General features: G+C 62.1%; 19 protein-coding genes. 8 read left to right on the top strand and 11 right to left on the bottom strand.

Features of this window, described 5'->3' with window-relative positions; all coding sequences use genetic code 11:
- Window positions 1–70 precede the first annotated feature (70 nt).
- Both JV201_RS09245 and JV201_RS09240 read left to right on the top strand, forming a co-directional pair.
- A complete protein-coding gene (locus tag JV201_RS09245; RefSeq protein WP_219406780.1) occupies window positions 71–1,345 on the top strand; it encodes an MFS transporter in 1,275 nt (424 codons plus the stop codon).
- A gap of 168 nt (window positions 1,346–1,513) precedes the next feature.
- Entirely contained in the window at window positions 1,514–2,440 is a 927-nt protein-coding gene (locus JV201_RS09240) for a GGDEF domain-containing protein (protein ID WP_003216729.1), read from the top strand.
- Window positions 2,441–2,461: 21 nt separating this feature from the next.
- Here JV201_RS09240 and JV201_RS09235 read toward each other — a convergent pair whose 3' ends face one another.
- The 7 genes from JV201_RS09235 to JV201_RS09205 form a co-directional block, all read right to left on the bottom strand.
- Complete coding sequence (locus JV201_RS09235; RefSeq protein WP_218166164.1) at window positions 2,462–3,223, bottom strand: TenA family transcriptional regulator; 762 nt, start codon at window positions 3,221–3,223, stop codon at window positions 2,462–2,464.
- Window positions 3,224–3,302: 79 nt separating this feature from the next.
- Window positions 3,303–5,765, bottom strand: a complete 2,463-nt coding sequence (locus JV201_RS09230; protein ID WP_087692955.1) for an EAL domain-containing protein — start codon at window positions 5,763–5,765, stop codon at window positions 3,303–3,305.
- Between the two features lie 75 nt (window positions 5,766–5,840).
- Entirely contained in the window at window positions 5,841–7,661 is a 1,821-nt protein-coding gene (locus tag JV201_RS09225; RefSeq protein WP_003216734.1) for an ABC transporter ATP-binding protein, read from the bottom strand.
- Complete coding sequence (locus tag JV201_RS09220; protein WP_008433236.1) at window positions 7,654–8,289, bottom strand: DsbA family protein; 636 nt, start codon at window positions 8,287–8,289, stop codon at window positions 7,654–7,656. The genes JV201_RS09225 and JV201_RS09220 overlap by 8 nt, the downstream gene beginning before the upstream one ends.
- Window positions 8,290–8,292: 3 nt before the next feature.
- On the bottom strand, window positions 8,293–9,237 hold the full coding sequence (locus JV201_RS09215) for a rhodanese-related sulfurtransferase (protein WP_003216738.1): 945 nt from the start codon (window positions 9,235–9,237) through the stop codon (window positions 8,293–8,295).
- Between the two features lie 274 nt (window positions 9,238–9,511).
- Window positions 9,512–9,805 (bottom strand): BolA family transcriptional regulator, encoded by a 294-nt coding sequence (locus JV201_RS09210; protein ID WP_003216739.1) that lies wholly within the window; start codon window positions 9,803–9,805, stop codon window positions 9,512–9,514.
- A 6-nt stretch (window positions 9,806–9,811) separates the two neighbouring features.
- Window positions 9,812–10,330 carry a DUF2059 domain-containing protein gene (locus JV201_RS09205; RefSeq protein ID WP_003216742.1) on the bottom strand — a complete coding sequence of 173 codons (519 nt, stop codon included), beginning with the start codon at window positions 10,328–10,330 and terminating at the stop codon, window positions 9,812–9,814.
- Window positions 10,331–10,523: 193 nt separating this feature from the next.
- Between JV201_RS09205 and JV201_RS09200 the strand changes: the two genes are divergently transcribed.
- Window positions 10,524–11,912 (top strand): class II fumarate hydratase, encoded by a 1,389-nt coding sequence (locus JV201_RS09200; RefSeq protein ID WP_003216744.1) that lies wholly within the window; start codon window positions 10,524–10,526, stop codon window positions 11,910–11,912.
- Here the strand turns inward: JV201_RS09200 and JV201_RS09195 are convergent.
- The 3 genes from JV201_RS09195 to pap form a co-directional block, all read right to left on the bottom strand.
- Entirely contained in the window at window positions 11,909–12,865 is a 957-nt protein-coding gene (locus JV201_RS09195) for a DMT family transporter (protein ID WP_003216745.1), read from the bottom strand. The two genes, JV201_RS09200 and JV201_RS09195, sit on opposite strands and share 4 nt — an antisense overlap.
- A gap of 187 nt (window positions 12,866–13,052) precedes the next feature.
- Window positions 13,053–14,237 carry a thiolase family protein gene (locus tag JV201_RS09190; RefSeq protein ID WP_003216747.1) on the bottom strand — a complete coding sequence of 395 codons (1,185 nt, stop codon included), beginning with the start codon at window positions 14,235–14,237 and terminating at the stop codon, window positions 13,053–13,055.
- A 102-nt stretch (window positions 14,238–14,339) separates the two neighbouring features.
- On the bottom strand, window positions 14,340–15,857 hold the full coding sequence (gene pap / locus JV201_RS09185; RefSeq protein ID WP_219406779.1) for a polyphosphate:AMP phosphotransferase: 1,518 nt from the start codon (window positions 15,855–15,857) through the stop codon (window positions 14,340–14,342).
- A 141-nt stretch (window positions 15,858–15,998) separates the two neighbouring features.
- On the opposite strand from pap, the gene mnmC reads away from it, so the two are divergent.
- The 5 genes from mnmC to JV201_RS09160 all read left to right on the top strand — a co-directional run bounded on the left by mnmC (window position 15,999) and on the right by JV201_RS09160 (window position 23,268).
- The gene (mnmC, locus tag JV201_RS09180; protein ID WP_219406778.1) at window positions 15,999–17,987 is read left to right on the top strand and encodes a bifunctional tRNA (5-methylaminomethyl-2-thiouridine)(34)-methyltransferase MnmD/FAD-dependent 5-carboxymethylaminomethyl-2-thiouridine(34) oxidoreductase MnmC; all 1,989 of its coding nucleotides are present in this window, start codon (window positions 15,999–16,001) and stop codon (window positions 17,985–17,987) included.
- 154 nt (window positions 17,988–18,141) lie between these two features.
- The gene (locus JV201_RS09175; protein WP_003216754.1) at window positions 18,142–19,914 is read left to right on the top strand and encodes an N-acetylglutaminylglutamine amidotransferase; all 1,773 of its coding nucleotides are present in this window, start codon (window positions 18,142–18,144) and stop codon (window positions 19,912–19,914) included.
- A 3-nt stretch (window positions 19,915–19,917) separates the two neighbouring features.
- A complete protein-coding gene (gene ngg, locus JV201_RS09170; protein WP_219406777.1) occupies window positions 19,918–21,663 on the top strand; it encodes an N-acetylglutaminylglutamine synthetase in 1,746 nt (581 codons plus the stop codon).
- Window positions 21,664–21,796: 133 nt separating this feature from the next.
- Window positions 21,797–22,981, top strand: a complete 1,185-nt coding sequence (locus tag JV201_RS09165) for an osmoprotectant NAGGN system M42 family peptidase (RefSeq protein ID WP_003216760.1) — start codon at window positions 21,797–21,799, stop codon at window positions 22,979–22,981.
- Between the two features lie 59 nt (window positions 22,982–23,040).
- The gene (locus JV201_RS09160; RefSeq protein ID WP_003192759.1) at window positions 23,041–23,268 is read left to right on the top strand and encodes a YheU family protein; all 228 of its coding nucleotides are present in this window, start codon (window positions 23,041–23,043) and stop codon (window positions 23,266–23,268) included.
- Between the two features lie 3 nt (window positions 23,269–23,271).
- Here the strand turns inward: JV201_RS09160 and csrA are convergent, their stop codons facing one another.
- Window positions 23,272–23,481 (bottom strand): carbon storage regulator CsrA, encoded by a 210-nt coding sequence (gene csrA, locus JV201_RS09155; RefSeq protein WP_008433220.1) that lies wholly within the window; start codon window positions 23,479–23,481, stop codon window positions 23,272–23,274.
- Window positions 23,482–23,745 lie beyond the last annotated feature (264 nt).

Here is a 23,745-nt window from a genome sequence, read left to right as displayed (position 1 = left end):
TGACCGTGTTCCAACCGCATTACCGCAACACCCATAACTTGTGCCCTAACAACTACAACAAGGTATCGCTATGGAAGTCGCCGCTTCGGCGGGTGCGTTGTCGCCCGCGCAAAACAAACTGTGGATCATCGTATTCATCTTCTGCTTCCTCGGCCTGCTGATCGACGGTGCCGACTTGATGCTGCTGTCCTACAGCCTCAGCAGCCTCAAGGCCGAGTTCGGCCTGACCAGCGTCGAAGCCGGCAGCCTGGGCAGCTTCACCCTGGCCGGGATGGCCATCGGCGGGATTTACGGCGGTTGGGCCTGTGACCGTTTTGGCCGGGTGAAAACCGTGGTCTGGAGCATCGTGCTGTTCTCCGCCGGCACGGCGATCCTGGGCATGACCCACAGCTATTGGCAGTTCGCGAGCACCCGTTTCTTCGCGTCCCTGGGACTCGGCGCGCTGTATGTCGCGTGCAACACCCTGATGGCCGAATACGTGCCGACCCGCTATCGCACCACCGTGCTCGGCACCTTGCAGGCCGGTTGGTCGGTGGGCTACATCGTCGCCACCCTGCTCGCCGGCTGGATCCTGCCGAACCACGGCTGGCGCTGGTTGTTCTACGTGGCGATCATCCCGGTGATCCTCGCCGTACTGATGCAACGCCTGGTGCCGGAGCCGCAAGCCTGGATCAAGGCCCAGGCCGAACGTGCCCGGGAAAACGCCGAAGGCATCAAGCGCGTGTCGGCGAAGAAACCCGACGGCATGTTCAAGCTGATCTTCAGCGACCCGAAAGCCAGCCGCATGTTTATCCTCTGGGCGCTGACCGCAGGCTTCCTGCAGTTCGGCTACTACGGCGTGAACAACTGGATGCCGTCATACCTGGAAGGCGAGCTGGGGATGAACTTCAAGTCGATGACCAGCTACATGGTCGGCACCTACGCGGCGATGATTTTCGGCAAGATCCTCGCCGGGCTCGCGGCAGACCGCCTGGGCCGGCGCCTGGTGTTCGCCGTCGGCGCGTTGGGCACGGCGATTTTCCTGCCGGTGATCGTGCTGTTCCAGAGCCCGGACAACATCCTGTGGATGCTGATTGTGTTCGGCTTCCTGTACGGCATCCCCTACGGCGTGAATGCGACCTACATGACCGAAAGCTTCGAAGCGAAATTTCGCGGCTCGGCAGTGGGCGGCGCCTACAACATTGGCCGAATCGGCGCGGCGGTGGCACCGGCAGCCATTGGTTTCCTGGCGTCCCATGGCTCGATTGGCGTGGGATTCCTGGTCATGGGCGGCGCGTACTTTATCTGCGGCGTAATCCCAGCGCTGTTTATCCGTGACAAGCAGTTCGACCCGCAAAAACAATAAGCCCAACCCGGGGCCCGCGGCGACGCGGCCCCGGCTATAAGACGTGCGGCAGTTATACCCTTAGGTAAACCGGGCTAGACTGTACGTCAGTCCTACGGAACTGAAGGAACAGTACGACGCTCTCACCCAGCCTGTAAGACAGTTTTGTGCTTAGAGGCTCATTCGTTTATGAAAACACCGACCCAGACCAACGCAATTGACTTCGACAGCGCCAAATTGCAACGCCTGGGCTTTGGTCAGCCTTCCCTTCTTACACGACGCCCCGCGACGGTTGAGCAACTTCGCCAGCAACTGGGCATGCAATTGCAAACCAGCCTGGAGCCGGAGCATATCCTTGCGTTGTTCTTCCGCGAGATCCAACGCCTGGTGCCGCTGGACGCCCTGCAATACCGCCACGAAGCCAGCGACCTGCGCCTGGAGTACGGTCACCGCGGCCATCATTCGGTGAGCTATGCCCTCAGCCATGAAGGCGAGCACCTTGGCGAACTGGTGTTTCGGCGCAACCAACGCTTTCTCGAAGACGAACTGGCCAACCTGGAATCGCTGCTGGCCACCTTGCTCTACCCGATGCGCAATGCCCTGCTCTACCGTGCGGCGACTCGCAGTGCCCTGCGCGACCCACTGACCGAAACCGGTAACCGCATCGCCATGGACCAGACCCTGCAACGGGAAATCGACATGGCTCGCCGGCACCTGCAACCGCTGTCCTTGCTGATGCTGGACATCGACCACTTCAAGCACATCAACGACAGCCACGGCCATGCCACGGGCGACAAGGTGCTCAAGGCCGTCGCCGCCTCGATCAAGAGCCAGCTGCGCAATGTGGACATGGTGTTCCGGTTTGGCGGGGAAGAGTTTCTGATTCTGCTGTCCAACACCGGCCGGGACGCGGCATCGATGGTCGGCGAGCGCCTGCGCCAGGCGGCACAGGCCCAGGATTATTGGGCGGATGATGAGCGGATCGAATTGACGGTGAGCCTGGGCTGCTCGACCTTGCTGGCGGGAGAGTCCGCCGAGAGCCTGTTGCGCCGGGCGGACAGTGCCTTGTATGTGGCCAAGCGTGAAGGCCGCAATCGGCTGGCAATGGCGGGGTAATTTACCCCGCCATCACCCCGTTTACGCCTCGCTGGCAACCAGGGCCGGTTGTTTGCGGGGGGCGGCCACCGACTTTTCCAGCTGCATGCAACGTTCCAGGAACAGGTACATGTAGTCGTAGCTCTTGCAGACCGCCTGGCGCAGCTCTACCTGCAGTTCCTTGGTCGGGTTCATGCCGGCCAGAGTGCAGATGATTTCCAGGGCTTCCCAGGGATGTGCGTCATCGTACTGGGCATGCATCTTCAGCCACTTCATCGCGCGCTTGCGGTCTTCCTCAGGGAAAGCCGCGGCATAGACGCCGGTGGAACACACCACAGCGGACCACTCCCCAGTGGCCCCCTCGATGGCGTAGTTGGTGGCGGCAATCGCGACAATCAGCGAATCGGCCGAGCTGGTGTGCCAGCACCAGTGGCTCAGTGCATGCAGCTCCGGCGGCACTTCCTGTGCCTGCAATTCTTCCAGGCTGACACCATGGGCGCGGGCCCAATGCACCCAATAATCGGCGTGGTTGAGTTCCACGCGAATATTGCGCATCAGCCAGCGGCGCGCCATGTCCTCCCCAGGATGGCGGGCAAATTTGGTCTTGGTGAGGTTCTGTGCCATGTACAACGCAAACTGTTCAACCACCGGCCAGCCACCAATCAGGTAGTGGCGCATGGTCTTGGCGCTGAGCTTGTTATCGCGCATGCGCTGGTACAGTTCGTGTTCGACAACGCGACGCTTGCTCTCGCTACAGTCCTGGATCAGCTGTTGCGCCCAGGCGGGGTAACTTGAGGCTTCCATAAGCGGGCCGGTTCTGTTGAATGTGTCGATCACTGTCGGGCTCCTTTTGATTTGTGATATGTACAGACCAGCAAATGTTTCATCGGAACGTGCCAGGCGCCTTGAATAACAGAGGCTGCGGTCGCACAGGTCGACACTGCAAACTATCAAAGGTAAACAACTGCGGTCGCTCGATCAGGTATCCCTGAGCGTAGTCGACCCCGATCTCAAGCAAGGCTTGTTCGATCTGGGGTGTCTCGACAAATTCGGCAATTGTGCGCTTACCCATGACATGACCGATGTGATTGATCACTTCGACCATAGCGCGGTTAATCGGGTCGTCCAGCATATCCTTTACGAAACTTCCATCGATCTTCAAGAAGTCTACAGGTAAATGTTTAAGATATGCGAACGAGGACATCCCGGCGCAGAAGTCATCCAGGGAGAAATGGCACCCTAACTCTTTGAGCTCGTTGATAAAACGAATCGCACTACCCAAATTCGCTATAGCGCTGGTTTCTGTAATTTCAAAACAAATCATTTCCGGTGGAATGCCATAGGCAATGAATTGCTCACGCAGGAACCCAAGAAAGTCCTCATCGCCGATGGTAGTGCCTGACAGATTGATCGCACACATGGCCATGGGCCGGCCCGGGCGCTCACGCATGCAGCCCGCGATGATCTTGAACACGTTCTCCACCACCCAACGGTCCAGGGAGGTCATCAAGCCGTAACGCTCGGCGGCCGGGATAAAACTGTCCGGCAGGATGATCCGCCCCGCCTCGTCATGCAGGCGTAGCAGGATTTCGATATGCCCATCCCCCTGTTCGGTGTGCCCAAGGGGCGCGATTTCCTGGGCGTACAGGCAAAAACGGTTCTCTTCCAGCGCCATGTGCAGGCGCTGCACCCAGGCCATCTCGCCAAAGCGCAGGGACAATTCCGAGTCATCGGCGTGATACACCTGCACCCGGTTGCGGCCCTTTTCCTTGGCCATGTAGCACGCCATGTCGGCGGCTCGCAGGGAAGTCTCCAGGGTGGTCGGGGCGTGCGTGATGTGCACCAGGCCAATACTCACGGTGGTGACAAACGGCCTGCCCTTCCACACAAAGTGCAGGCTCTGCACGGTGTGGCGCAGGCTTTCGGCGATTTTTTCCGCCACCGGCGCCGGGCAGTTCTCCAGCAGGATGCCGAACTCGTCGCCGCCCAGCCGGGCCAGGGTGTCACCTTCACGCAGGTCGGACTGCAAGAGCGCGCAGATATGCCGCAACAGTTCATCCCCCGCGGCATGCCCGCAGGTGTCGTTGACCAGCTTGAACTGGTCCAGGTCGAGGAACATCAAGGCATGGCGCCCGGTTTGCTGGCGCCCGACGTTGTGCAGCACCTGCTCCAGGCGGAACTCGAACTCGCGGCGGTTGGCCAGGCCGGTCAAGGCGTCGTGGGTGGCCTGCCAGGACAGGTTGGCGATGTACTGGCGTTCCTGTGTCATGTCGTGCAACACCAGCACCGCGCCGACGACTTTGCCGGCACTGCGGATCGGCGCGCCCACCAACGTGACGGACACGGTGGTGCCGTCCAGGCGCTGGATCAGCTTGGAGTGCTCGCTGCCCCCACCGAGTTGGCCGCCCAATATGTGTTCGATCAGGGTAAAGCCGTCGGCCTGGGCATTTTCGTCCAGCAGGTTGAACAGCGCCGCCAGCGGCAGCCCCTGGGCCTGGGCGGCTTTCCAATGGGTCAGGGCTTCGGCGGCCGGGTTCATATACGCAATGGCGCCGTCGACATCGGTGGTGATCACTCCGTCGCCAATCGACTCCAGGGTGATCTGCGCCCGCTCCTTCTCCAACTGGAGCGCGTCGGCAAACGCATGCCGCTGGGCCAGCAGCTTGTGGGTGCGCAACAGCGCCAGCACGATCAAGCCCAGTGCCGTGGCCAGGTTGGTCACCAGCAGCAGGCGCAGGATCATCCGCGAGCCTTCACCCAGGGCATCGCTGAAGGCTTTCGCGGCCGGCGTCACCCCGTCGTTGATCGCGAAGATCCGCTGCTTCCAGCGGTGTACGTCGCTGCTGCTGACCTGATTGGCCATGATCGCTCGGTGCATCTCCTGGGCCAGGTCGTCCAGTTGCACCAGGTAGCCATCGCCCACCGTCCACAGTTCGATGGCTTTTTCCAGGTAACTGAAATGGCGGAAGTTGAGGTACAGCCAGATCAGGCTGGAAACGTCGTCAGGGTGGTTACCGCCCTTGAGGATGCCCTGGCGCGCGGCAGGCAGGTCCGGCGTCGGGCGGTCCAGGGCCAGCCGCAGCTCATGCCCGCCCTGGGGTACGGCAATCGCGTTCTGGTATTTGAGGTAGGTGGCTTCGTCGCGGCTGTCGGCGTAGAGCGTCAGGTAAAAGATCGCGTCTTTCTGGCCCTTGGACCACAGGCTTTCGCCCGCCACATAACCGCGCACCGCCGAGAGTACGTAGAGACTGACGCAGCCTAACAATGCCTGGAACAGCACGACGGCGATAAAAGGCCACACAATGCCCAATAACCGAGGGGTTCCGAGAGTCTGCTTTTGCTTCATGAGGTCCCTTGCACATGCACAACTAAAATACGCACGCGAGTGAAAACCGCTCCTGATAGCTCAGCGTAGGCTAAATCACCGCACTTGTTGCAAGTGTCCGTAAAGTTTGGCGTACAAGCCACCATCAGCAATCAACTGCTGATGGTCGCCATCTTCGGCAATATGGCCGCCATCGAACACCAATACCCGATCCGCCTGTTTCACCGCCGACAGCCTGTGGGCGATGATCAAGGTGGTACGGCCACTGAGAAACCGCGCCAGCGCCTGGTGCAGGTTGTATTCGGTTGCCGCATCCAGGGCCGAGGTGGCCTCGTCGAGTATTACCACTTTCGGCTCCGCCAGCACCATCCGGGCAATGGCCAGGCGTTGACGCTGCCCACCGGAAAAGCGCACGCCGGAGCGTCCGACCACGCTGTCCAGGCCCAGCGGCAGCGCCTTGACGGTCGCATCCAGCTGGGCAATTTCCAGCGCCTGCCAACAGGCCTGGTCGCTGCGCTCGCGGCCCATGGTCAGGTTGGCGCGCACCGTATCATTGAACAGTGCCGGGTGCTGCAGCACCACGGAGACATTCTCGCGAATCGTCTCCAGGCCGATTTCCTGCTGGGTCGAACCACCGAAGCGAATGCTGCCGGCCTGCGGCGTATACAGCCCCAGCAACAGTTGCACCAGGGTACTTTTGCCGCCGCCGCTGGCGCCGACAATCGCGACTTTTTCACCCGGGGCGATGTTCAGGTTCAACTGGTCCAGCACCAGTTCCTCGCCGTAGCCGAAATTCAGGCCGCGCACTTCGATGCCGACGGTCTCGCGTCCGGTAAACGGATCGGCACCGCCCGCGTATTGCGGTTCATCGGCGCGGGCCAGCAGTTCGTTGATCCGCGTCAGCGCCCCGCCCGCCGCGTAGTAGGCGTATTGCAGGTTCAGCAACTGTTCCACCGGGCTGATCATGAACCACAGGTAACTGAACACCGCGAGCATCTGGCCGATGGACAGGTCGGAAAACAGCACCGTCAGCATCGCCGCCGCACGGAAGATGTCGATACCGAACTGGAACAGCAAGCCACTGGCGCGGCTGGAGGCATCGCTTTTCCACTGGGAATTGACCGCAAAATCCCGCACTTCCTGGGCCCGCTGGCCCAGGCGACCGAGGAAAAAGCCCTGGCGATTGCCGGCACGCACTTCCTGGATCGCATCGAGGGTTTCGGTGAGCGCCTGGGTGAAACGCGATGTGCTGTCGTTTTCCAGCTTCTTCAGGTGCTTGACCCGCTTGCCCAACTGCACCGTGGCGTAGATCACCAGCGGGTTGAACAGCAGGATCAACAGTGCCAGCTTCCAGTGCATCCACATCAGGATCCCGGAGGTGCCTACCAGGGTGAGCATCGCCACCAGGAACCGGCTGAGGGTCTCGCCGACGAATTTGTCCACCGTGTCCAGGTCGGTGACCAGGTGCGTAGTCACCGTGCCGCTGCCCAGGCTTTCGTATTCGCTGAGGGAAATGCGCTTGAGGCGCTCGATCAGCCGCACGCGAATGCGATAGACGATGTCCTTGGCCAGCCGCGCAAACAACCGCGCCTGCAGCACGTTGAACACCAGGGCGCCGCAACGCAACAGCAACGTCACCAGCAACATCAGGCCGATATAGCCGGCGGCCTTCTGCCAACCCAGGGGCAATGCGTGGTTCATCACCTTCAGTGCCGCATCGCCATGGCCCAACAGCACTTCGTCCACCAGCAACGGCAGCAGCAATGGAATCGGCACGCTGCACAAGGTTGCCAGCACGGCGACGCCATTGGCGATCCACAGGGATTTCTTGTGATGCAGCGCCAGGCGGCGGACTTCCGCCCAGGTCAGCCGGTCGACACGCTTGGGTTGCTCAACGGGATCGGGCTGATCATGCACAGGCAGCTCGCTCCAGCCAACGGCTCAGCAGCGGCGCCAATTCGGACAGCGGCTGGTAGCCGTTGGTCAGCAGCGCCAGTTGCCCATTACGCTCCGCCAGCAAGGTCGGGAAACCGGCGATGCCCAGGTCCTGGACCCAGGTGAAATCCGCCGCGGTGGCCGCGTGCTGGTCGGCGCGGTCGAAAGCTTCGGCGAACTCGATACGCGGCACGCCGGCGGTCTCGGCCAGTTCCACCAATACGTCGGCGCGGGTCACGTCGCGCCCTTCGACGTAGAACGCCTGCTGGATCAGGCCCAGCAGTTTCCACGCGCAATCCGGCGCCAGGCTACGGGCAGTGACCACGGCGCGGCAAGCCGGCTCGGTGTCGTAGACAAAACCATCAGGCAGTGCACCTTCACGCTTGAACGGCTGGCCGGTGGCGTCGGTCACGGCCTGCCAATGCTCAAGAATATAGCGCCGGGTCGTCGGCTCCAGCGCCGCGCCACTGCCGGTGCGCAAGCCGCCCACCACCAGGTGCAGCTCCACGCCTGCGGCCTGGGCCTGCTCAACCAGCGCCTTGGCCACCGGGGCGAAACCCCAGCACCAGGAGCACATCGGATCCATTACATAGAGCAGGCGTGCGGACATGGCTCAGGCCTCGGAGGATGGGGATTGCTTGTAGTTGTAGCCAATCGGGTGCGGCATATTGCGGGCCTTGGCCAGTTCAATCTGCTTTTGCCGGTCGATCGCGCTGCGACGGGTCTTCTCTGAAAGCTTATCCCAGCAATGCGGGCAACTGATGCCAGCTACATAGTGTTCGGATGCACGGTCCTCGACGCTGACCGGTGTGCGGCAGGCATGACATTGATCGTAGTCGCCTTCGCTCAAGTCGTGGCGCACGGTCACGCGATTGTCGAACACAAAGCAGTCGCCCTGCCACTTGGTTTCTTCCTGCGGCACCTCTTCGAGGTACTTCAGGATGCCGCCCTTGAGGTGATACACCTCGTCGAAACCCTCGCTGAGCATATAGCTCGAGGCCTTTTCGCAACGAATGCCGCCGGTGCAGAACATGGCGACTTTCTTGTGTTTGGCCGGGTCGAAGTTGGCTTTGATGTAGTCGGGAAATTCGCGGAAGCTGGTGGTCTTCGGGTCGATCGCGCCTTCAAAGGTGCCGATGGACACTTCGTAGTCGTTGCGGGTATCGATCAGCAGCACTTCAGGGTCGCTGATCAGCGCATTCCAGTCCTGCGGCTCGACGTAGGTGCCGACTTTCTTGTTCGGGTCGACGCCTTCGACGCCCAGGGTCACGATTTCTTTCTTGAGCTTGACCTTGGTGCGGTAGAACGGCTGCTCGTCGCAGTACGACTCTTTGTGGTCGATGTCGTCCATGCGCGGGTCGTTCTTGAGCCAGGCCATCAAGCCATCAATGCCTTCGCGGCTGCCGGAAACGGTGCCGTTGATGCCTTCTTCGGCAATCAGCAAGGTGCCTTTGATGCCGTTGTCGACCATCGCCTGCAGCAGTGGCTCGCGCAGGGCGACGTAATCTTCGAGGGTGACGAACTTATACAGTGCCGCCACGACAATCGGTTGAGTCATGGGTGTTCTCTCCAGGTGGCTACCCTCGTAAAGGGTGAACCGGATGCAAAAAAAACGCGCCGACTGAGCGGCGCGTTGCGGATTCTAACAAAAATGGCGACGATTATGGACCGCCTCTTACTGTGGCGAGGGAGCTTGCTCCCGCTGGGCTGCGGAGCGGCCCCAACCAGGCAGTTGCAACCTTTCAGAAAGATCGCGGTGATTGGCAGAAGGGCTGCTGCGCAGCCCAGCGGGAGCAAGCTCCCTCGCCACATCAAGCTGATGTGCCACAGTGTCAGTGACCGCCGGCGCAGGTCGGCGAGGCCGGGGCTGCGTCGATTTTCGCCCATTCTTCAGGCGTGTAGGTATGCAGCGCCAACGCATGGAATTCGCTCATCAGGTCACCCAACGTGGCATAGACCTTCTGGTGGCGCTTGACGCGGTTGAGGCCCTCGAACTGCTGGCTGACCAGCACGGCCTTGAAGTGGGTCTGCAACCCACGGCTGTGCATATGGCTTTCATCCAGCACGCTCAAGTGTTCCGGGCTCAGGGCGACGAGTGCCGATTCGATACGCTGTTGCATGGTCATTCCTGTTTACTTCTTCTTGGCCGGGGCCGGGGCTTTTGGCGTCAGCTCGTTGGTCATGTCTTCCAGCAGCTTGTTCACCACAGGTACCGCGCTTTCAAGCTTGGCCTGGGTCATCTGGGCCGATTGCTGGGTCAGCTGGGGCATTTTCTCCAGGACTTTCTTGCCCAGTGGCGACTGGTAGAACGCAACCAGGTCCTTGAGCTCGGATTCGCTGAAGTTGTCGGTGTAGAGCTTGATCATGTCCGGCTTGAGCTTGTTCCAGCCGATGGCCTGGTCCAGGGCGGTGTTGGCCTTGGCCTGGTAGGTGTCCAGGACGGTTTGCTTGGAAGCAGGCGCCTTGGTCTGCTCGAAACGCTGGGCGAACATTTGTTGCACTTGCATGTACACCGGGGTACCCAGCTTGTCGGCATGGGCCAGGGTAAGGAAGGCTTCGGCACTGGCGTTGTGGCTGGCGGTATCGGCAAAAACCTGGCCGCTGGCACATACCAGAGCAACCGCGGTACAGATGGCACGAAGACGAGTCATCGAGTTTCCTTTTCTAGCAGGCGAGGTAAGACCCCAAGGGCGCCCATTCTGCGCCTAAAAAACGCCGCGGCTCAACCCCACGCCTTGTGGGGCCTGGTTTTGCGGGGCTTAATCCGATGAAAAGTCTTTTAAGGGAACCCCACCGGGCGATCAGGGCCTAAACTGCGCAAACGAACCTGAAGGAGTGTGCCCGATGAGCCGTATCGAAACCGACAGCCTGGGAGAAGTGCAAGTCCCGGATGACGCTTACTGGGGCGCGCAGACCCAACGCTCGCTGGTGAACTTCGCCATCGGCGACCAGCGCATGCCCCTGGCTGTGCTGCACGCCCTGGCCCTGATCAAGAAGGCTGCGGCCCGGGTCAACGACCGCAATGGCGACCTGCCCGCCGACATCGCCCGGCTGATCGAACAGGCCGCCGACGAAGTGCTCGCCGGCGAACACGACGACCAGTTTCCCCTGGTGGTATGGCAGACCGGCAGCGGCACCCAGAGCAACATGAACGCCAACGAAGTGATCGCCGGCCGTGCCAACGAGCTGGCGGGCAAGCCCCGTGGCGGCAAGAGCCCGGTGCATCCCAACGACCACGTCAACCGTTCCCAGAGCTCCAACGACTGCTTCCCCACCGCCATGAGCATCGCCGCCGTGCAGGCCGTCACCGAGAAGCTGTTGCCGGCGATCCGTGAACTGTCTGGTGGTTTGGCAGAGTTGTCGGCGCGCCACATGAAGCTGGTGAAAACCGGCCGCACCCACATGATGGATGCGACGCCCATCACCTTCGGCCAGGAAGTCTCGGCCTTTATAGCGCAACTCGACTACGCCGAACGCGCGATCCGCAGCGCCCTGCCCGCCGTGTGTGAACTGGCCCAGGGTGGTACTGCCGTCGGCACCGGGCTCAATTCACCCCACGGTTTTGGCGAGGCGATTGCCTCGGAATTGGCCGCGCTGTCGGGCCTGCCGTTTGTCACCGCACCGAACAAATTCGCCGCGCTGTCGGGCCATGAGCCGTTGACCACCCTGCACGGCGCCTTGAAGACCCTGGCCGTGGCCCTGATGAAAATCGCCAACGACCTGCGCCTGCTGGGCTCCGGCCCGCGTGCCGGGCTGGCGGAAGTCAAGTTGCCAGCGAATGAACCGGGCAGCTCGATCATGCCCGGCAAGGTCAACCCGACCCAGTGCGAAGCGCTGTCGATGCTGGCCTGCCAGGTGCTGGGCAATGACGTGACCATTGGCTTCGCCGCCAGCCAGGGCCACTTGCAGTTGAACGTGTACAAGCCGGTGATCATCCACAACCTGCTGGAATCGATCCGCCTGCTGGCCGACGGTTGCAGCAACTTCCAGGAGCACTGCATCGCCGGCCTGGAACCCGACGCCGAGCAAATGGCCGCGCACCTTGAGCGTGGCCTGATGCTGGTGACTGCGCTGAACCCGCACATCGGCTACGACAAGTCCGCCGAGATTGCCAAGAAGGCCTATGCCGAAGGGCTGACCCTACGGGAAGCGGCGCTGAAGCTGGGCTATCTCACGGACGAAGAGTTCGACCAGTGGGTGCGTCCGGAAAACATGCTGGAAGCCGGTCATTAAGACGCCAATCGTGCACGCCGGGCCCTGAGCCCGGCGAACAGCGACGGCGCCAACGCCACGGTCGCAGACCCCAGCACCACCAACACGGCACCGCCGTAGCCGAGGGCATTGATGTCTTCGGCGTGCACATACTCGGGCCACATCCAGGCGGCCAGCGCCACCGCGACGAAAGTCACCAATGGCGTCAGCGCCAGGGTGGCGCTGACCCGCGAGGCTTCCCAGTGGGCCAGGGCTTCGGCGAATGCGCCGTAGGCAATCAGCGTATTGAAACAGCAGGCCAGCAGCAGCCAGCCTTGCAGCGGGCTCAGTTGCAGCGCTTCCATCGGGTGCGCCCATGGCGTCAGCAAGAGCGCGCAGGACAGGTAGATCACCATCATCACCTGCAACGAATTCCATACCGTCAGCAACTGCTTCTGGCCCAGGGCGTAGAAGGTCCAGATGGTGGTGGCCAAGAGAATCGTCAGCACCCCGGCGGTGTAGCTGCCCAGGGAGGTCAACAACTCGGTCAGGCGCTGGTTGAAGAACAGGCCGAAGCCGATGATCAGCACCAGCAGGCCCATGCCCTGCCCGAGGCTGAAGCGTTCCTTGAACACGAAGACGCTGGCGATCATCAGGAAGATCGGGCCCACCTGTACCACCAGTTGCGCGGTGCCGGGGCTCAGCAGTTTGAGGCCGACCAGGTAGAGCACATAGTTGCCCATCAGGCCGCACACGGCGATTGCTACCAGCCAGCCACCTTTTGGTCCGAGGGAGCGCCAACTGGGCAGGCGCCTTACGGCGGCGAGATAGATAAACAGACAACTGCCGGAGACGACCAGGCGAAACCAGGTGACGGTGACGGGGTCCATCACCTGCAAGACCTGTTTGAGTTTGATCGGCAGAATGCCCCAGAGCAGCGCGGTCAGCAGGGCCAGGGATAAACCGTAGACCCAACGGCCCGATGAGATGTGCATGAGTGCCCCGAATGCCTGAGGTGGAGGAGGTGCATTCTAGGGGGATGTGAACGGATTGGGATACGGTGCTGATCAAATGTGGGAGCGGGCTTGCTCGCGAAGGCGGTCTATCAGCCAACATTTTCATCGACTGCCCCGCCGCATTCGCGAGCAAGTCGAATCGTCGCACCGCCACTCCCACACTGAGTCAGCGTACGGCTTCGAACAAGCCGGTGGCCCCCATGCCGCCGCCCACACACATAGTGACAATGCCGTAACGCAACTTGCGCCGCTGCAACTCACGCACCAGATGCCCCACCTGCCGCGACCCCGTCATCCCAAACGGATGCCCGATGGAAATCGACCCACCGTTGACGTTGTACTTGGCGTTATCAATTTCCAGCCGATTACGCGCATAAAGGCACTGCGAGGCAAACGCCTCATTCAGCTCCCACAAATCAATATCCGCCACCGCCAGCCCACGGGCCTTGAGCAACTTGGGCACCGAAAACACCGGCCCGATCCCCATCTCATCCGGCTCACACCCCGCCACCGTAAACCCGCGAAAAAACGCCTTGGGCTTAAGCCCCAGTTCCAGCGCTTTCTCCAGGCTCATCACCAGTGTCATGGAAGCCCCATCAGACAACTGCGACGAATTCCCCGCCGTCACCGACCCATCCTCCGCAAACACCGGCTTCAATCCCGCAAGACTGGCCAACGTCGTATCCGGACGATTGCAATCATCCCGATCCACCACCCCCTCCAACACCTGCACCGCGCCGGTGTTCTTGTCCTCAACCTTGTACTTCACCGCCATCGGCACGATTTCATCATCGAACAACCCGTCAGCCTGGGCCTGAGCCGTACGCTGCTGGCTTTGCAGCGCATACAGATCCTGCTCTTCACGACTGACGTGATACCGCCGCGCAACGATTTCCGCCGTCTGCCCCATGGGAAAGTAAATGCCCGGCACCTGCTCCTTGAGCAACGGATTGATCAGGTTATCGGTGTTGACGCTCTTCATGGTCAGGCTGATGGACTCGACCCCACCGGCCACGATGATCTCGCTGCAACCGGAAGCAATCTGGTTGGCGGCGATCGCAATCGCTTGCAACCCCGAGGAACAGAAACGGTTGAGGGTCATGCCCGCCGTACCGGTACCCAGTTGCGACAACACCGCCACATTGCGGCCGATGTTGTAGCCCTGGGCACCTTCGTTGGAACCGGCGCCGACGATGCAGTCCTCGACCGTGGCCGGGTCGATGCCATTGCGGGTCAGCAACGCGTTCACGCAATGGGCAGCCATGTCATCGGGACGGGTCTGGTTGAACTTGCCGCGAAAGGACTTGGCCAGGCCGGTTCGCACGCTGTCGACGATCACTACTTCACGCATGGGCTACCTCAATTGTTGTGGTTGTTGAGAGATGGATCGAGCATAGATCCCGCCCTCTTCAACCGCGACAATCATTCACCCCGCGTATGCAAAAGCATGGCGTTACTTCTTCTTTTCCTTCTTGTCATGCTTGTCGGTCTTGTCGAACGCTTCCTCCAGCGCCCGGTTGATGGTGCGCAGTACCTTCACCCGCGCCCAGCGCTTGTCGTTGGCTTCAACCAGCGTCCACGGCGCGATCTCGGTGCTGGTGCGGTCCACCATGTCACCCACCGCCGCCCGGTAGTCGTCCCACTTCTCGCGGTTACGCCAGTCGTCCTCGGTGATCTTGAAGCGTTTGAACGGGATTTCCTCGCGGGCCTGGAACCGCTCCAGCTGCGTCTGCTTGTCGATCGCCAGCCAGAACTTGACCACGATCACCCCGGCGTCGCGCAGTTGCTCTTCGAAGTCGTTGATCTCGCCGTAGGCGCGCATCCAGTCCGTCGGCGTGCAGAAGCCTTCGATGCGTTCCACCAACACCCGGCCATACCAGGAGCGGTCGAACACGGTGAACATGCCCCGCGCCGGAATCTTCTGCCAGAAACGCCACAGGTAAGGCTGGGCGCGCTCGTCTTCACTGGGCGCGGCAATCGGCACGATGTGGTACTGCCGGGGATCGAGGGCTGCCGCCACACGCCGGATGGCCCCACCCTTGCCCGCCGCGTCGTTGCCTTCAAACACCGTCACCAACGCGTGCTTGCGCATGCGTTTGTCGCGCATCAGCCCGGAGAACCGTGCCTGCTCGGTAATCAGTTGTTCTTCGTAATCGTCCTTTTCAAGGCTCAGGCTCATGTCCAGGCTGTTCAGCAGGCTCATCTGGTCAACCGCCGATGGCAGCGGCGCCGGGTTCATGCCGCTGGCTTTACCCTTGGGCACTTTCAAGGCGTTTTGCAGGCCTTCGAGCAGGATCTTGCCGACGGTCAGCCCGCGGTAGTGCGCATCGACACCCTCGATCACATACCAAGGCGCATAGTCACGGCTGGTGCGGCGCAGGATCCGCTCACCAAAATGCACAAACTTGTCGTAGGTCTTGGACTGCTGCCAGTCCAGCGGGCTGATGCGCCAGCTGTGCAGCGGGTCGTCCTGCAAGGCTTTGAGCCGGGATTTCATTTGCTTCTTGGAGAGGTGGAACCAGAACTTGAAGATCAGCGCACCTTCATCACACAGCATCTTTTCCAGGCGCTCGGCCCCGGCGATGGCCTGGTCCAGCCGCGCGTCCTTGATCTCGCCATGGACGCGACTCTGCAGCATCTGGCTGTACCAGTTACCAAAAAAGATCCCCATGCGGCCTTTCGCCGGAAGCTGGCGCCAGTAGCGCCAGGCCGGTGGGCGGGCCAGTTCTTCGTCGGTCTGCTGGTCGAAGGTGCGCACCTCGATCAGGCGCGGGTCCATCCATTCATTCAGCAACTTGACGGTTTCACCCTTGCCCGCACCTTCGATGCCATTGATCAGGATGATCACCGGGAAGCGCTTCTGCTGTTGCAGTTCGTACTGCACTTCCAGCAAGGCTTCACGCAGGGCCGGCACTTCGGCGTCGTAGGTGTCTTTGTCGATGGCGTGACCGATTTCGGCAGATTCGAACATGGGCGGCTCCGTTCCAGAAGTGATCAAGACTAGCGGATTGGGCAACAACACGTGGCAGGAAATTCCGCAGCGGCTTGCCATGGATCAATGACAACCCTGTTGATCAGCTAGAATGGCCGCCTTGCCTTTGCCGAGCCGCTCATGAACCCCGTATCCCACGCCCAGCTTGACTGGGATGACCAAGGTCGCCCGCACTCGCGGGTCTTCGATGACGTGTACTTCTCCGACAAGTCGGGCCTTGAAGAAACCCGCTACGTATTCCTCGAACAGAACCGTTTGCAGGAACGTTTTGCGGCGCTGCCGGTGGGCGGGCGACTGGTGATCGGTGAGACGGGCTTCGGCACCGGCCTGAATTTCCTGTGCGCCTGGCAGTTGTTCGAACAACACGCGGTGGCGGGCGCACGCCTGCATTTTGTCAGCGTGGAAAAGTACCCGCTGAGCCACGCCGACCTGCAGCGCGCCCTCGCCCTCTGGCCGGAACTGGCACCGTTCGCCGAGCAGCTGTTGGCGCAATACATCGCGATTCACCAAGGCTTCCAGCGGCTGGTACTGGATAACGGTCGAGTCACCCTGACGTTGCTGATCGGCGACGCCCTGGAGCAATTGCCGCAACTGGACGCACAGGTCGACGCCTGGTTCCTCGACGGTTTCGCCCCGGCCAAGAACCCCGACATGTGGACTGCCGAGCTGTTCGCCGAACTGGCGCGGCTGGCGGCGCCGGGCTCGACCATCAGCACCTTTACCAGCACCGGCTGGGTACGGCGGTTGATCAACGCCGCCGGGTTCAAGATGAAGCGCACCCCCGGCATCGGCCACAAGTGGGAAATCCTGCGGGGTGAGTTTCTCGGCTGGCCCGCTGAAACGCCTGCGCCTGCCGCGGCAAAACCCTGGTTTGCGCGCCCACCTGCGGTTTCCGGTGAACGCCATGCACTGGTCATCGGTGGTGGCCTGGCCGGTTGCGCCACGGCGGCCAGCCTGGCGGCACGCGGCTGGCGCGTCAGTTTGCTGGAACGCCACGCAGCGCTCGCACAGGAAGCTTCCGGCAACCCGCAAGGGGTGTTGTACCTCAAGCTTTCCGCCCATGGCACGGCACTTTCGCAGTTGATTCTCAGCGGTTTCGGCCACACCCGGCGCCTGCTGGAACACCTGCAACGTGGCGTGGACTGGGATGGCTGCGGCGTGCTGCAACTGGCCTTCAACGCCAAGGAAGCCGAGCGCCAGGCACAACTGGCCGGCGCTTTTGCCCCAGACCTGTTGCACCTGCTGGATAAAGAGCAGGCACAGGTGCGCGCCGGGATAACGCTGGAGCACGGCGGCTTGTTCTTCCCCGAGGGCGGCTGGGTTCACCCGCCGGCGCTGTGCGAATGGCAGGCCAGGCACCCGCTGATCGAAGTGCTCCAGCACCACGACGCCCTTGAGCTCAAGCAGGTCGACGGTCAGTGGCAGGCGTTGCAGGGCGATACGGTTCTGGCTCAAGCCAGTGTGGTCGTGCTGGCCGGCGCCGCCGAGATCAAGCGGTTTTACTTCAGCGCTGACTTGCCCCTCAAGCGCATCCGCGGGCAAATCACCCGCCTGCCGCAAACGGCGCAAAGCCAGGCGTTGGCCACAGTGGTGTGCGCCGAGGGCTACGTCGCCCCGCCACGCCTGGGCGAGCACACCCTCGGTGCCAGCTTCGACTTCAAGAGCGATGACCTTACGCCCACGGTGGCCGAGCACGCGGGCAATCTGGAGATGCTGCGGGAAATCTCCCTCGATTTGCTGCAACGCCTGGGCGCCGACAGCCTGGCACCCGAACAGCTTGAAGGCCGCGCCGCCTTCCGTTGCACCAGCCCGGACTACCTGCCGATCGTCGGGCCGCTGGCGCAGCGAGAGGCGTTTGATCACACCTACGCCGCCCTCGGCAAAGACGCCCGGCAGGTCCCTGATGCGCCGTGCCCGTGGTTGCACGGCGTGTATATCAACAGTGGCCATGGCTCACGGGGGCTGGTCACCGCGCCACTCTGCGCAGAGCTGCTGGCCGCCTGGCTCGACAATGAGCCCCTGCCGCTGCCGCGCAGTGTCAGCGAAGCCTGTCACCCCAATCGGTTCGCGCTGCGTGCCCTGATCCGCGGTACCCCAGGCAAATCCTGAAGGCCATGACGGGCTCGCAGCCCGTCAAGGCTCTTTGCCTTATAACGTATTGTTCTAAAACTCCCACAATGTACCCGGGTCAGTCTCTGGGTACCCGCCGTTTTGGCGGGCTGCATTTCTATCCCTCCCCAACGGAAAAACCGGTAAGGAATTTATGTGCGGATTAGCTGGAGAGTTACGTTTCGATCACCAACCTGCCGACCTGGCAGCGGTGGAACGAATCACCCATCACTTGGCGCCACGCGGTCCTGACGCGTGGGGCTTTCATGCCCAGGGGCCGATTGCCCTGGGCCATCGACGCCTGAAAATCATGGACCTGTCGGATGGCTCCGCCCAACCGATGGTCGACGCCCAGCTGGGCCTGTCCCTGGCGTTCAACGGCGCGATCTATAACTTCCCGGAATTGCGTGAAGAGCTGGAAGCCCTGGGCTACGCCTTCTATTCCGGTGGCGACACCGAAGTGCTGCTCAAGGGCTACCACGCCTGGGGCGAAGCCTTGTTGCCCAAGCTCAACGGGATGTTCGCCTTCGCCATCTGGGAGCGCGATGCCCAGCGCCTGTTCATCGCCCGTGACCGCCTCGGCGTGAAGCCGCTGTACCTGTCGCGCACCGGCCAGCGCCTGCGTTTTGCCTCGGCCCTGCCGGCGCTGCTCAAGGGTGGCGATATCAACCCGATCCTCGATCCGGTGGCGCTCAATCACTACCTGAACTTCCACGCCGTGGTGCCGGCGCCGCGCACCCTGCTGGCGGGCATTGAAAAGCTGCCGCCCGCCTCCTGGATGCGCATCGACGCCGATGGCAAGACTGAACAGAAAACCTGGTGGACCCTGCCCTACGGCCCCCACGCCGATGAAGCCAACCTGACCCTGGAAGACTGGACCGACCGCGTGCTCGACAGCACCCGCGAAGCCGTGGCGATTCGTCAGCGGGCGGCGGTGGATGTGGGCGTGCTGCTTTCCGGCGGTGTCGATTCCAGCATGCTGGTGGGCCTGTTGCGGGAAGTCGGCGTGCAGGACCTGTCGACCTTCTCCATCGGTTTTGAAGACGCTGGTGGCGAGCGCGGCGACGAGTTCCAGTATTCGGACTTGATCGCCAAGCATTACGGCACCCGTCACCACCAACTGCGTATCGCCGAAAGCGAAATCATCGAGCAGTTGCCGGCGGCGTTCCGTGCCATGAGCGAGCCGATGGTCAGCCATGACTGCATTGCCTTCTACCTGCTGTCCCGGGAAGTGGCCAAGCATTGCAAGGTGGTGCAAAGCGGCCAGGGCGCCGATGAACTGTTCGCCGGTTACCACTGGTACCCGCAGGTGGATGGCGCAAGCGATCCGTACGCGGCCTACCGCGACGCATTTTTCGACCGCAGCTACGACGACTATGCCGCTACCGTCGCGCCGAAATGGTTGACCGCGAATGACGCCGCCGGTGACTTCGTGCGCGAGCATTTCGCCCAGCCCGGCGCCGATGCGGCGGTGGACAAAGCCCTGCGCCTGGACAGCACCGTTATGCTGGTGGATGACCCGGTCAAGCGCGTCGACAACATGACCATGGCCTGGGGCCTGGAAGCGCGCACGCCGTTTCTCGACTATCGCCTGGTAGAACTGTCGGCCCGCGTGCCGGGCAAATTCAAATTGCCGGACGGCGGCAAGCAAGTGCTCAAGGAAGCGGCGCGCCGGGTGATCCCGAGCGAGGTCATCGACCGCAAGAAAGGCTACTTCCCGGTGCCCGGCCTCAAGCATTTGCAGGGTGACACCTTGAACTGGGTGCGTGAGCTCCTGCTGGACCCAAGCCAGGACCGCGGCCTGTTCAACCCGGCCATGCTCGACCGCCTGCTCACCGATCCCCAAGGCCAACTGACCCCGTTGCGCGGCTCCAAGCTGTGGCAACTGGCGGCGCTGAACCTGTGGCTCAGCGAACAAGGAATCTGATTCATGAAACCTCATGCCACGGCTTACAGCCAACGCTTGCTGCGAGGGCAGGCGCCCTCCTACGAGCGCCTGCAAGCCCGCTTCGCCGAAGACGGCAGCGAACTGGACCCCACGCCGATTGCCGTGCATTGCGGTTGGGGCCGGCTGTTGATCGGCCACACCTTCCCGGACCCGGCGAGCCTGGCCCTGGAGTTGCTCAACGAGCAGCCCGGCGAGCGGGATATCGCGCTGTATGTGGCGGCGCCGCAGCAGATCCTCGGGATTGATCCCCAGCAGTTGTTTCTCGACCCGTCCGATACCCTGCGCCTGTGGTTCACCGACTATCGTCCGGCGACCCGAGTGTTTCGCGGGTTCCGGATTCGCCGGGTACAAACCGAGGCGGACTGGCAGGCGGTGAACCAGCTGTACCAGGGGCGCGGCATGTTGCCGGTGGACCCGGCGCTGCTGACGCCACGCCATCAAGGCGGCCCGGTGTATTGGCTCGCCGAGGACGAAGACAGCGGCGCGGTGATCGGCAGCGTGATGGGCCTGAACCACCAGAAGGCCTTTCACGATCCGGAGAACGGCTGCAGCCTCTGGTGCCTGGCGGTCGACCCGCAATGTACCCGCCCCGGGGTGGGTGAAGTGCTGGTGCGCCACTTGATCGAACACTTCATGAGCCGTGGCCTGAGCTACCTCGACCTGTCGGTGTTGCACGACAACCGCCAGGCGAAAAGTCTCTACGCCAAGCTTGGCTTTCGCGCGCTGACCACCTTCGCCATCAAGCGCAAGAACGGGATCAACCAGCCGCTGTTCCTCGGCCCTGGCCCGCAGGCGGAGTTCAATCCCTATGCGCGGATCATTGTCGAGGAAGCCCATCGGCGCGGGATCGACGTGCAAGTGGACGATGCCGATGCCGGCTTGTTCACCCTGAGCCACGGTGGCCGCCGGGTGCGCTGCCGCGAATCCCTCAGCGACCTGACCAGCGCCATCAGCATGACGTTGTGCCAGGACAAGAGCCTGACCCACAAGGTGTTCAAGGCCGCAGGCCTGAACCTTCCGGCCCAGCAATTGGCCGGCAGTGCCGATGACAACCTGGAGTTTCTCGACGAGCACCAGCGTATTGTGGTCAAGCCGCTGGATGGTGAACAGGGCCAGGGCGTGGCGGTGGATTTGCAGACCATTGAAGACGTGCAAAAAGCCATTGAAGCGGCCCGCCAGTTCGACTCGCGCGTACTGCTGGAAAGCTTCCACGAAGGCCTCGACCTGCGCATTCTGGTGATCGGTTTCGAAGTGGTCGCCGCCGCGATTCGCCGCCCGGCGGAAGTCACCGGCGATGGCCAGCACTCTATTGGCGCGTTGATCGAGGCTCAGAGTCGTCGGCGCCAGGCCGCCACCGATGGCGAAAGCAAAATCCCCCAGGACGCTGAAACCCAGCGCACCCTGAAGGCCGCCGGCTACGACTACAACAGCATCCTGCCCCGTGGCGAACGCCTGGCGGTGCGGCGTACCGCCAACCTGCACACCGGCGGTTGCCTGGAAGACGTCACCGCCATCCTCCACCCGACCCTGGTGGACGCCGCCGTGCGCGCCGCCCGTGCCCTCGACATTCCCATGGTGGGCCTGGACCTGATGGTGCCGGCCGCCGACCAACCGGACTACGTGTTTATCGAAGCCAACGAACGGGCCGGGCTGGCCAACCATGAACCGCAGCCGACGGCTGAAAAGTTCGTGGACCTGTTGTTCCCGCATAGCCAACCGACGGCGTGAATGATCGTTCCCACGCTCTGCGTGGGAACGCAGCCCGTGACGCTCCGCGTCACAAGAGAGGACGCAGAGCGTCCCATGAGGCATTCCCACGCAGAGCGTGGGAACGATCATCCTCAACTCATCAGGAGTCTTTATGACCCGAACCATCCCCGAACCGGATCTCGCTTACCTGCAAAAAGTGCTGCTGGAAATGCTCGCCATTCCCAGCCCCACCGGGTTTACCGACACCATCGTGCGCTACGTCGCCGAGCGCCTTGAGGAACTGGGCATTCCCTTTGAAATGACCCGGCGCGGCACCATCCGCGCCACCCTCAAGGGCCAGAAAAACAGCCCCGACCGCGCCGTTTCCGCGCACCTGGACACCATCGGCGCCGCCGTGCGGGCGATCAAGGACAATGGCCGCCTGACCCTCGCGCCGGTCGGCTGCTGGTCCAGCCGTTTTGCCGAAGGCAGCCGCGTCAGCCTGTTCACCGATAACGGCGTGATCCGTGGCAGCGTGTTGCCGTTGATGGCCTCCGGTCACGCGTTCAATACGGCCGTGGATGAAATGCCCATCAGTTGGGACCACATCGAACTGCGCCTGGATGCCTACTGCGCCACCCGCGCCGACTGTGACTCCCTGGGTATCAGCGTCGGCGATTTCGTCGCCTTCGACCCGCTGCCGGAGTTCACCGAGAGCGGCCACATCAGCGCCCGTCACCTGGACGATAAAGCCGGGGTTGCCGCACTGCTGGCGGCGCTCAAGGCGATTGTCGACAGCGGCCAGCCGCTGCTGATCGACTGCCATCCGCTGTTCACCATCACCGAAGAAACCGGCAGTGGTGCGGCGGCGGCATTGCCGTGGGATGTGAGTGAGTTCGTCGGCATCGACATTGCGCCGGTGGCCCACGAGCAGCACTCCAGCGAGCACGCGGTGAGTGTGGCGATGCAGGATTCCGGCGGGCCGTATGACTATCACCTGTCCCGCCACCTGCTGCGCCTGGCGGCGGAAAATGAGCTACCGGTGCGTCGCGACCTGTTTCGCTACTACTTCAGCGACGCGCATTCGGCGGTGACCGCCGGCCACGACATTCGTACCGCACTGCTGGCGTTTGGTTGCGATGCCACCCATGGTTATGAGCGCACGCACATCGACAGCCTCGCCGCGCTGAGTCGCCTGCTGGGCGCGTACATCCTCAGCCCGCCGGTGTTCGCCAGCGATGCACAGCCGGCCAAGGGCTCCCTCGACCGGTTCAGTCACCAGATCGAACACGACACACAAATGGAGAGTGATACCCGCGTGCCGTCGGTGGACAGCCTGGTGGGCCAAAAAACCTGAGACTGGCAACCCGGATCCCGGCGCAGTAGCATCGCCGGGATTCCCTAGCCGAGGCTTGTATGCTGATTCCCTACGATGCACTTGAAGTCGACACCCTGACACGCCTCATCGAAGACTTCGTGACCCGCGACGGCACCGACAATGGTGACGACACACCTCTGGAAACCCGGGTGCTGCGGGTACGCCAGGCGCTGACCAAGGGCCAGGCGCTGATTGTCTTCGACCCCGAGAGCGAGCAGTGCCAGTTGATGCTCAAGCACGATGTGCCCAAGCACCTGTTCGACTGAGACTCAAGGATTGGGCACAGGCACTGGATGGGTGTTGGCCTGCTGCCCGTGGCGGCTGAGGATCTTCTGATAGACCTCCGCCCGGTGCACATTGACCCCCACCGGCGCTTCCACACCCAGCTTCACTTGGGTGCCGTTCACTTCCAGAATGCGCAAGGTGATCTGGTCACCCACCGAAATTATTTCACCTACCGCGCGGCTTAATACCAGCATGGGGTTCGTCCTTTTTAAGTTACCGAACCCCGACCATGCGCTCCCTGCCTGGCACCATCAATGGCCTTCAGGTTAAACAGGCATGCCTTACACATCAGGGTAAATTACCCTACAGACAGGCAGTGAATAATCTCGAATTACACCCAAGAACCAAACGATATGTTCAAATTTGCAGGCGCTCTCTGTGGCTAGAGAGCTTGYTGTGGCGAGGAGCTTGCTGTGGTGAAGGAGCTTGCTCCCGCTGGGGTGCGAAGCAGCCCCCAA

It is taken from the genome of Pseudomonas sp. Colony2, from assembly GCF_019382755.1.
Taxonomy (GTDB): domain Bacteria; phylum Pseudomonadota; class Gammaproteobacteria; order Pseudomonadales; family Pseudomonadaceae; genus Aquipseudomonas.
Note: the sequence above shows the minus strand (reverse complement) of the source record. Positions and strands in the feature narration are given on the sequence as shown.

What these genes read in the sequence shown, in the direction of transcription:
- JV201_RS09240 (WP_003216729.1), top strand. Translation starts at nt 1,514, where the DNA reads ATGAAAACACCGACCCAGACCAACGCAATTGACTTCGACAGCGCCAAA.
- JV201_RS09205 (WP_003216742.1), bottom strand. Translation starts at nt 10,330, where the DNA reads ATGACTCGTCTTCGTGCCATCTGTACCGCGGTTGCTCTGGTATGTGCC.
- JV201_RS09195 (WP_003216745.1), bottom strand. Translation starts at nt 12,865, where the DNA reads ATGCACATCTCATCGGGCCGTTGGGTCTACGGTTTATCCCTGGCCCTG.
- JV201_RS09200 (WP_003216744.1), top strand. Translation starts at nt 10,524, where the DNA reads ATGAGCCGTATCGAAACCGACAGCCTGGGAGAAGTGCAAGTCCCGGAT.
- JV201_RS09215 (WP_003216738.1), bottom strand. Translation starts at nt 9,237, where the DNA reads ATGACTCAACCGATTGTCGTGGCGGCACTGTATAAGTTCGTCACCCTC.
- JV201_RS09245 (WP_219406780.1), top strand. Translation starts at nt 71, where the DNA reads ATGGAAGTCGCCGCTTCGGCGGGTGCGTTGTCGCCCGCGCAAAACAAA.
- JV201_RS09220 (WP_008433236.1), bottom strand. Translation starts at nt 8,289, where the DNA reads ATGTCCGCACGCCTGCTCTATGTAATGGATCCGATGTGCTCCTGGTGC.
- ngg (WP_219406777.1), top strand. Translation starts at nt 19,918, where the DNA reads ATGAAACCTCATGCCACGGCTTACAGCCAACGCTTGCTGCGAGGGCAG.
- mnmC (WP_219406778.1), top strand. Translation starts at nt 15,999, where the DNA reads ATGAACCCCGTATCCCACGCCCAGCTTGACTGGGATGACCAAGGTCGC.
- JV201_RS09230 (WP_087692955.1), bottom strand. Translation starts at nt 5,765, where the DNA reads ATGAAGCAAAAGCAGACTCTCGGAACCCCTCGGTTATTGGGCATTGTG.
- JV201_RS09175 (WP_003216754.1), top strand. Translation starts at nt 18,142, where the DNA reads ATGTGCGGATTAGCTGGAGAGTTACGTTTCGATCACCAACCTGCCGAC.
- csrA (WP_008433220.1), bottom strand. Translation starts at nt 23,481, where the DNA reads ATGCTGGTATTAAGCCGCGCGGTAGGTGAAATAATTTCGGTGGGTGAC.
- JV201_RS09165 (WP_003216760.1), top strand. Translation starts at nt 21,797, where the DNA reads ATGACCCGAACCATCCCCGAACCGGATCTCGCTTACCTGCAAAAAGTG.
- JV201_RS09210 (WP_003216739.1), bottom strand. Translation starts at nt 9,805, where the DNA reads ATGACCATGCAACAGCGTATCGAATCGGCACTCGTCGCCCTGAGCCCG.
- pap (WP_219406779.1), bottom strand. Translation starts at nt 15,857, where the DNA reads ATGTTCGAATCTGCCGAAATCGGTCACGCCATCGACAAAGACACCTAC.
- JV201_RS09235 (WP_218166164.1), bottom strand. Translation starts at nt 3,223, where the DNA reads ATGGAAGCCTCAAGTTACCCCGCCTGGGCGCAACAGCTGATCCAGGAC.
- JV201_RS09160 (WP_003192759.1), top strand. Translation starts at nt 23,041, where the DNA reads ATGCTGATTCCCTACGATGCACTTGAAGTCGACACCCTGACACGCCTC.
- JV201_RS09190 (WP_003216747.1), bottom strand. Translation starts at nt 14,237, where the DNA reads ATGCGTGAAGTAGTGATCGTCGACAGCGTGCGAACCGGCCTGGCCAAG.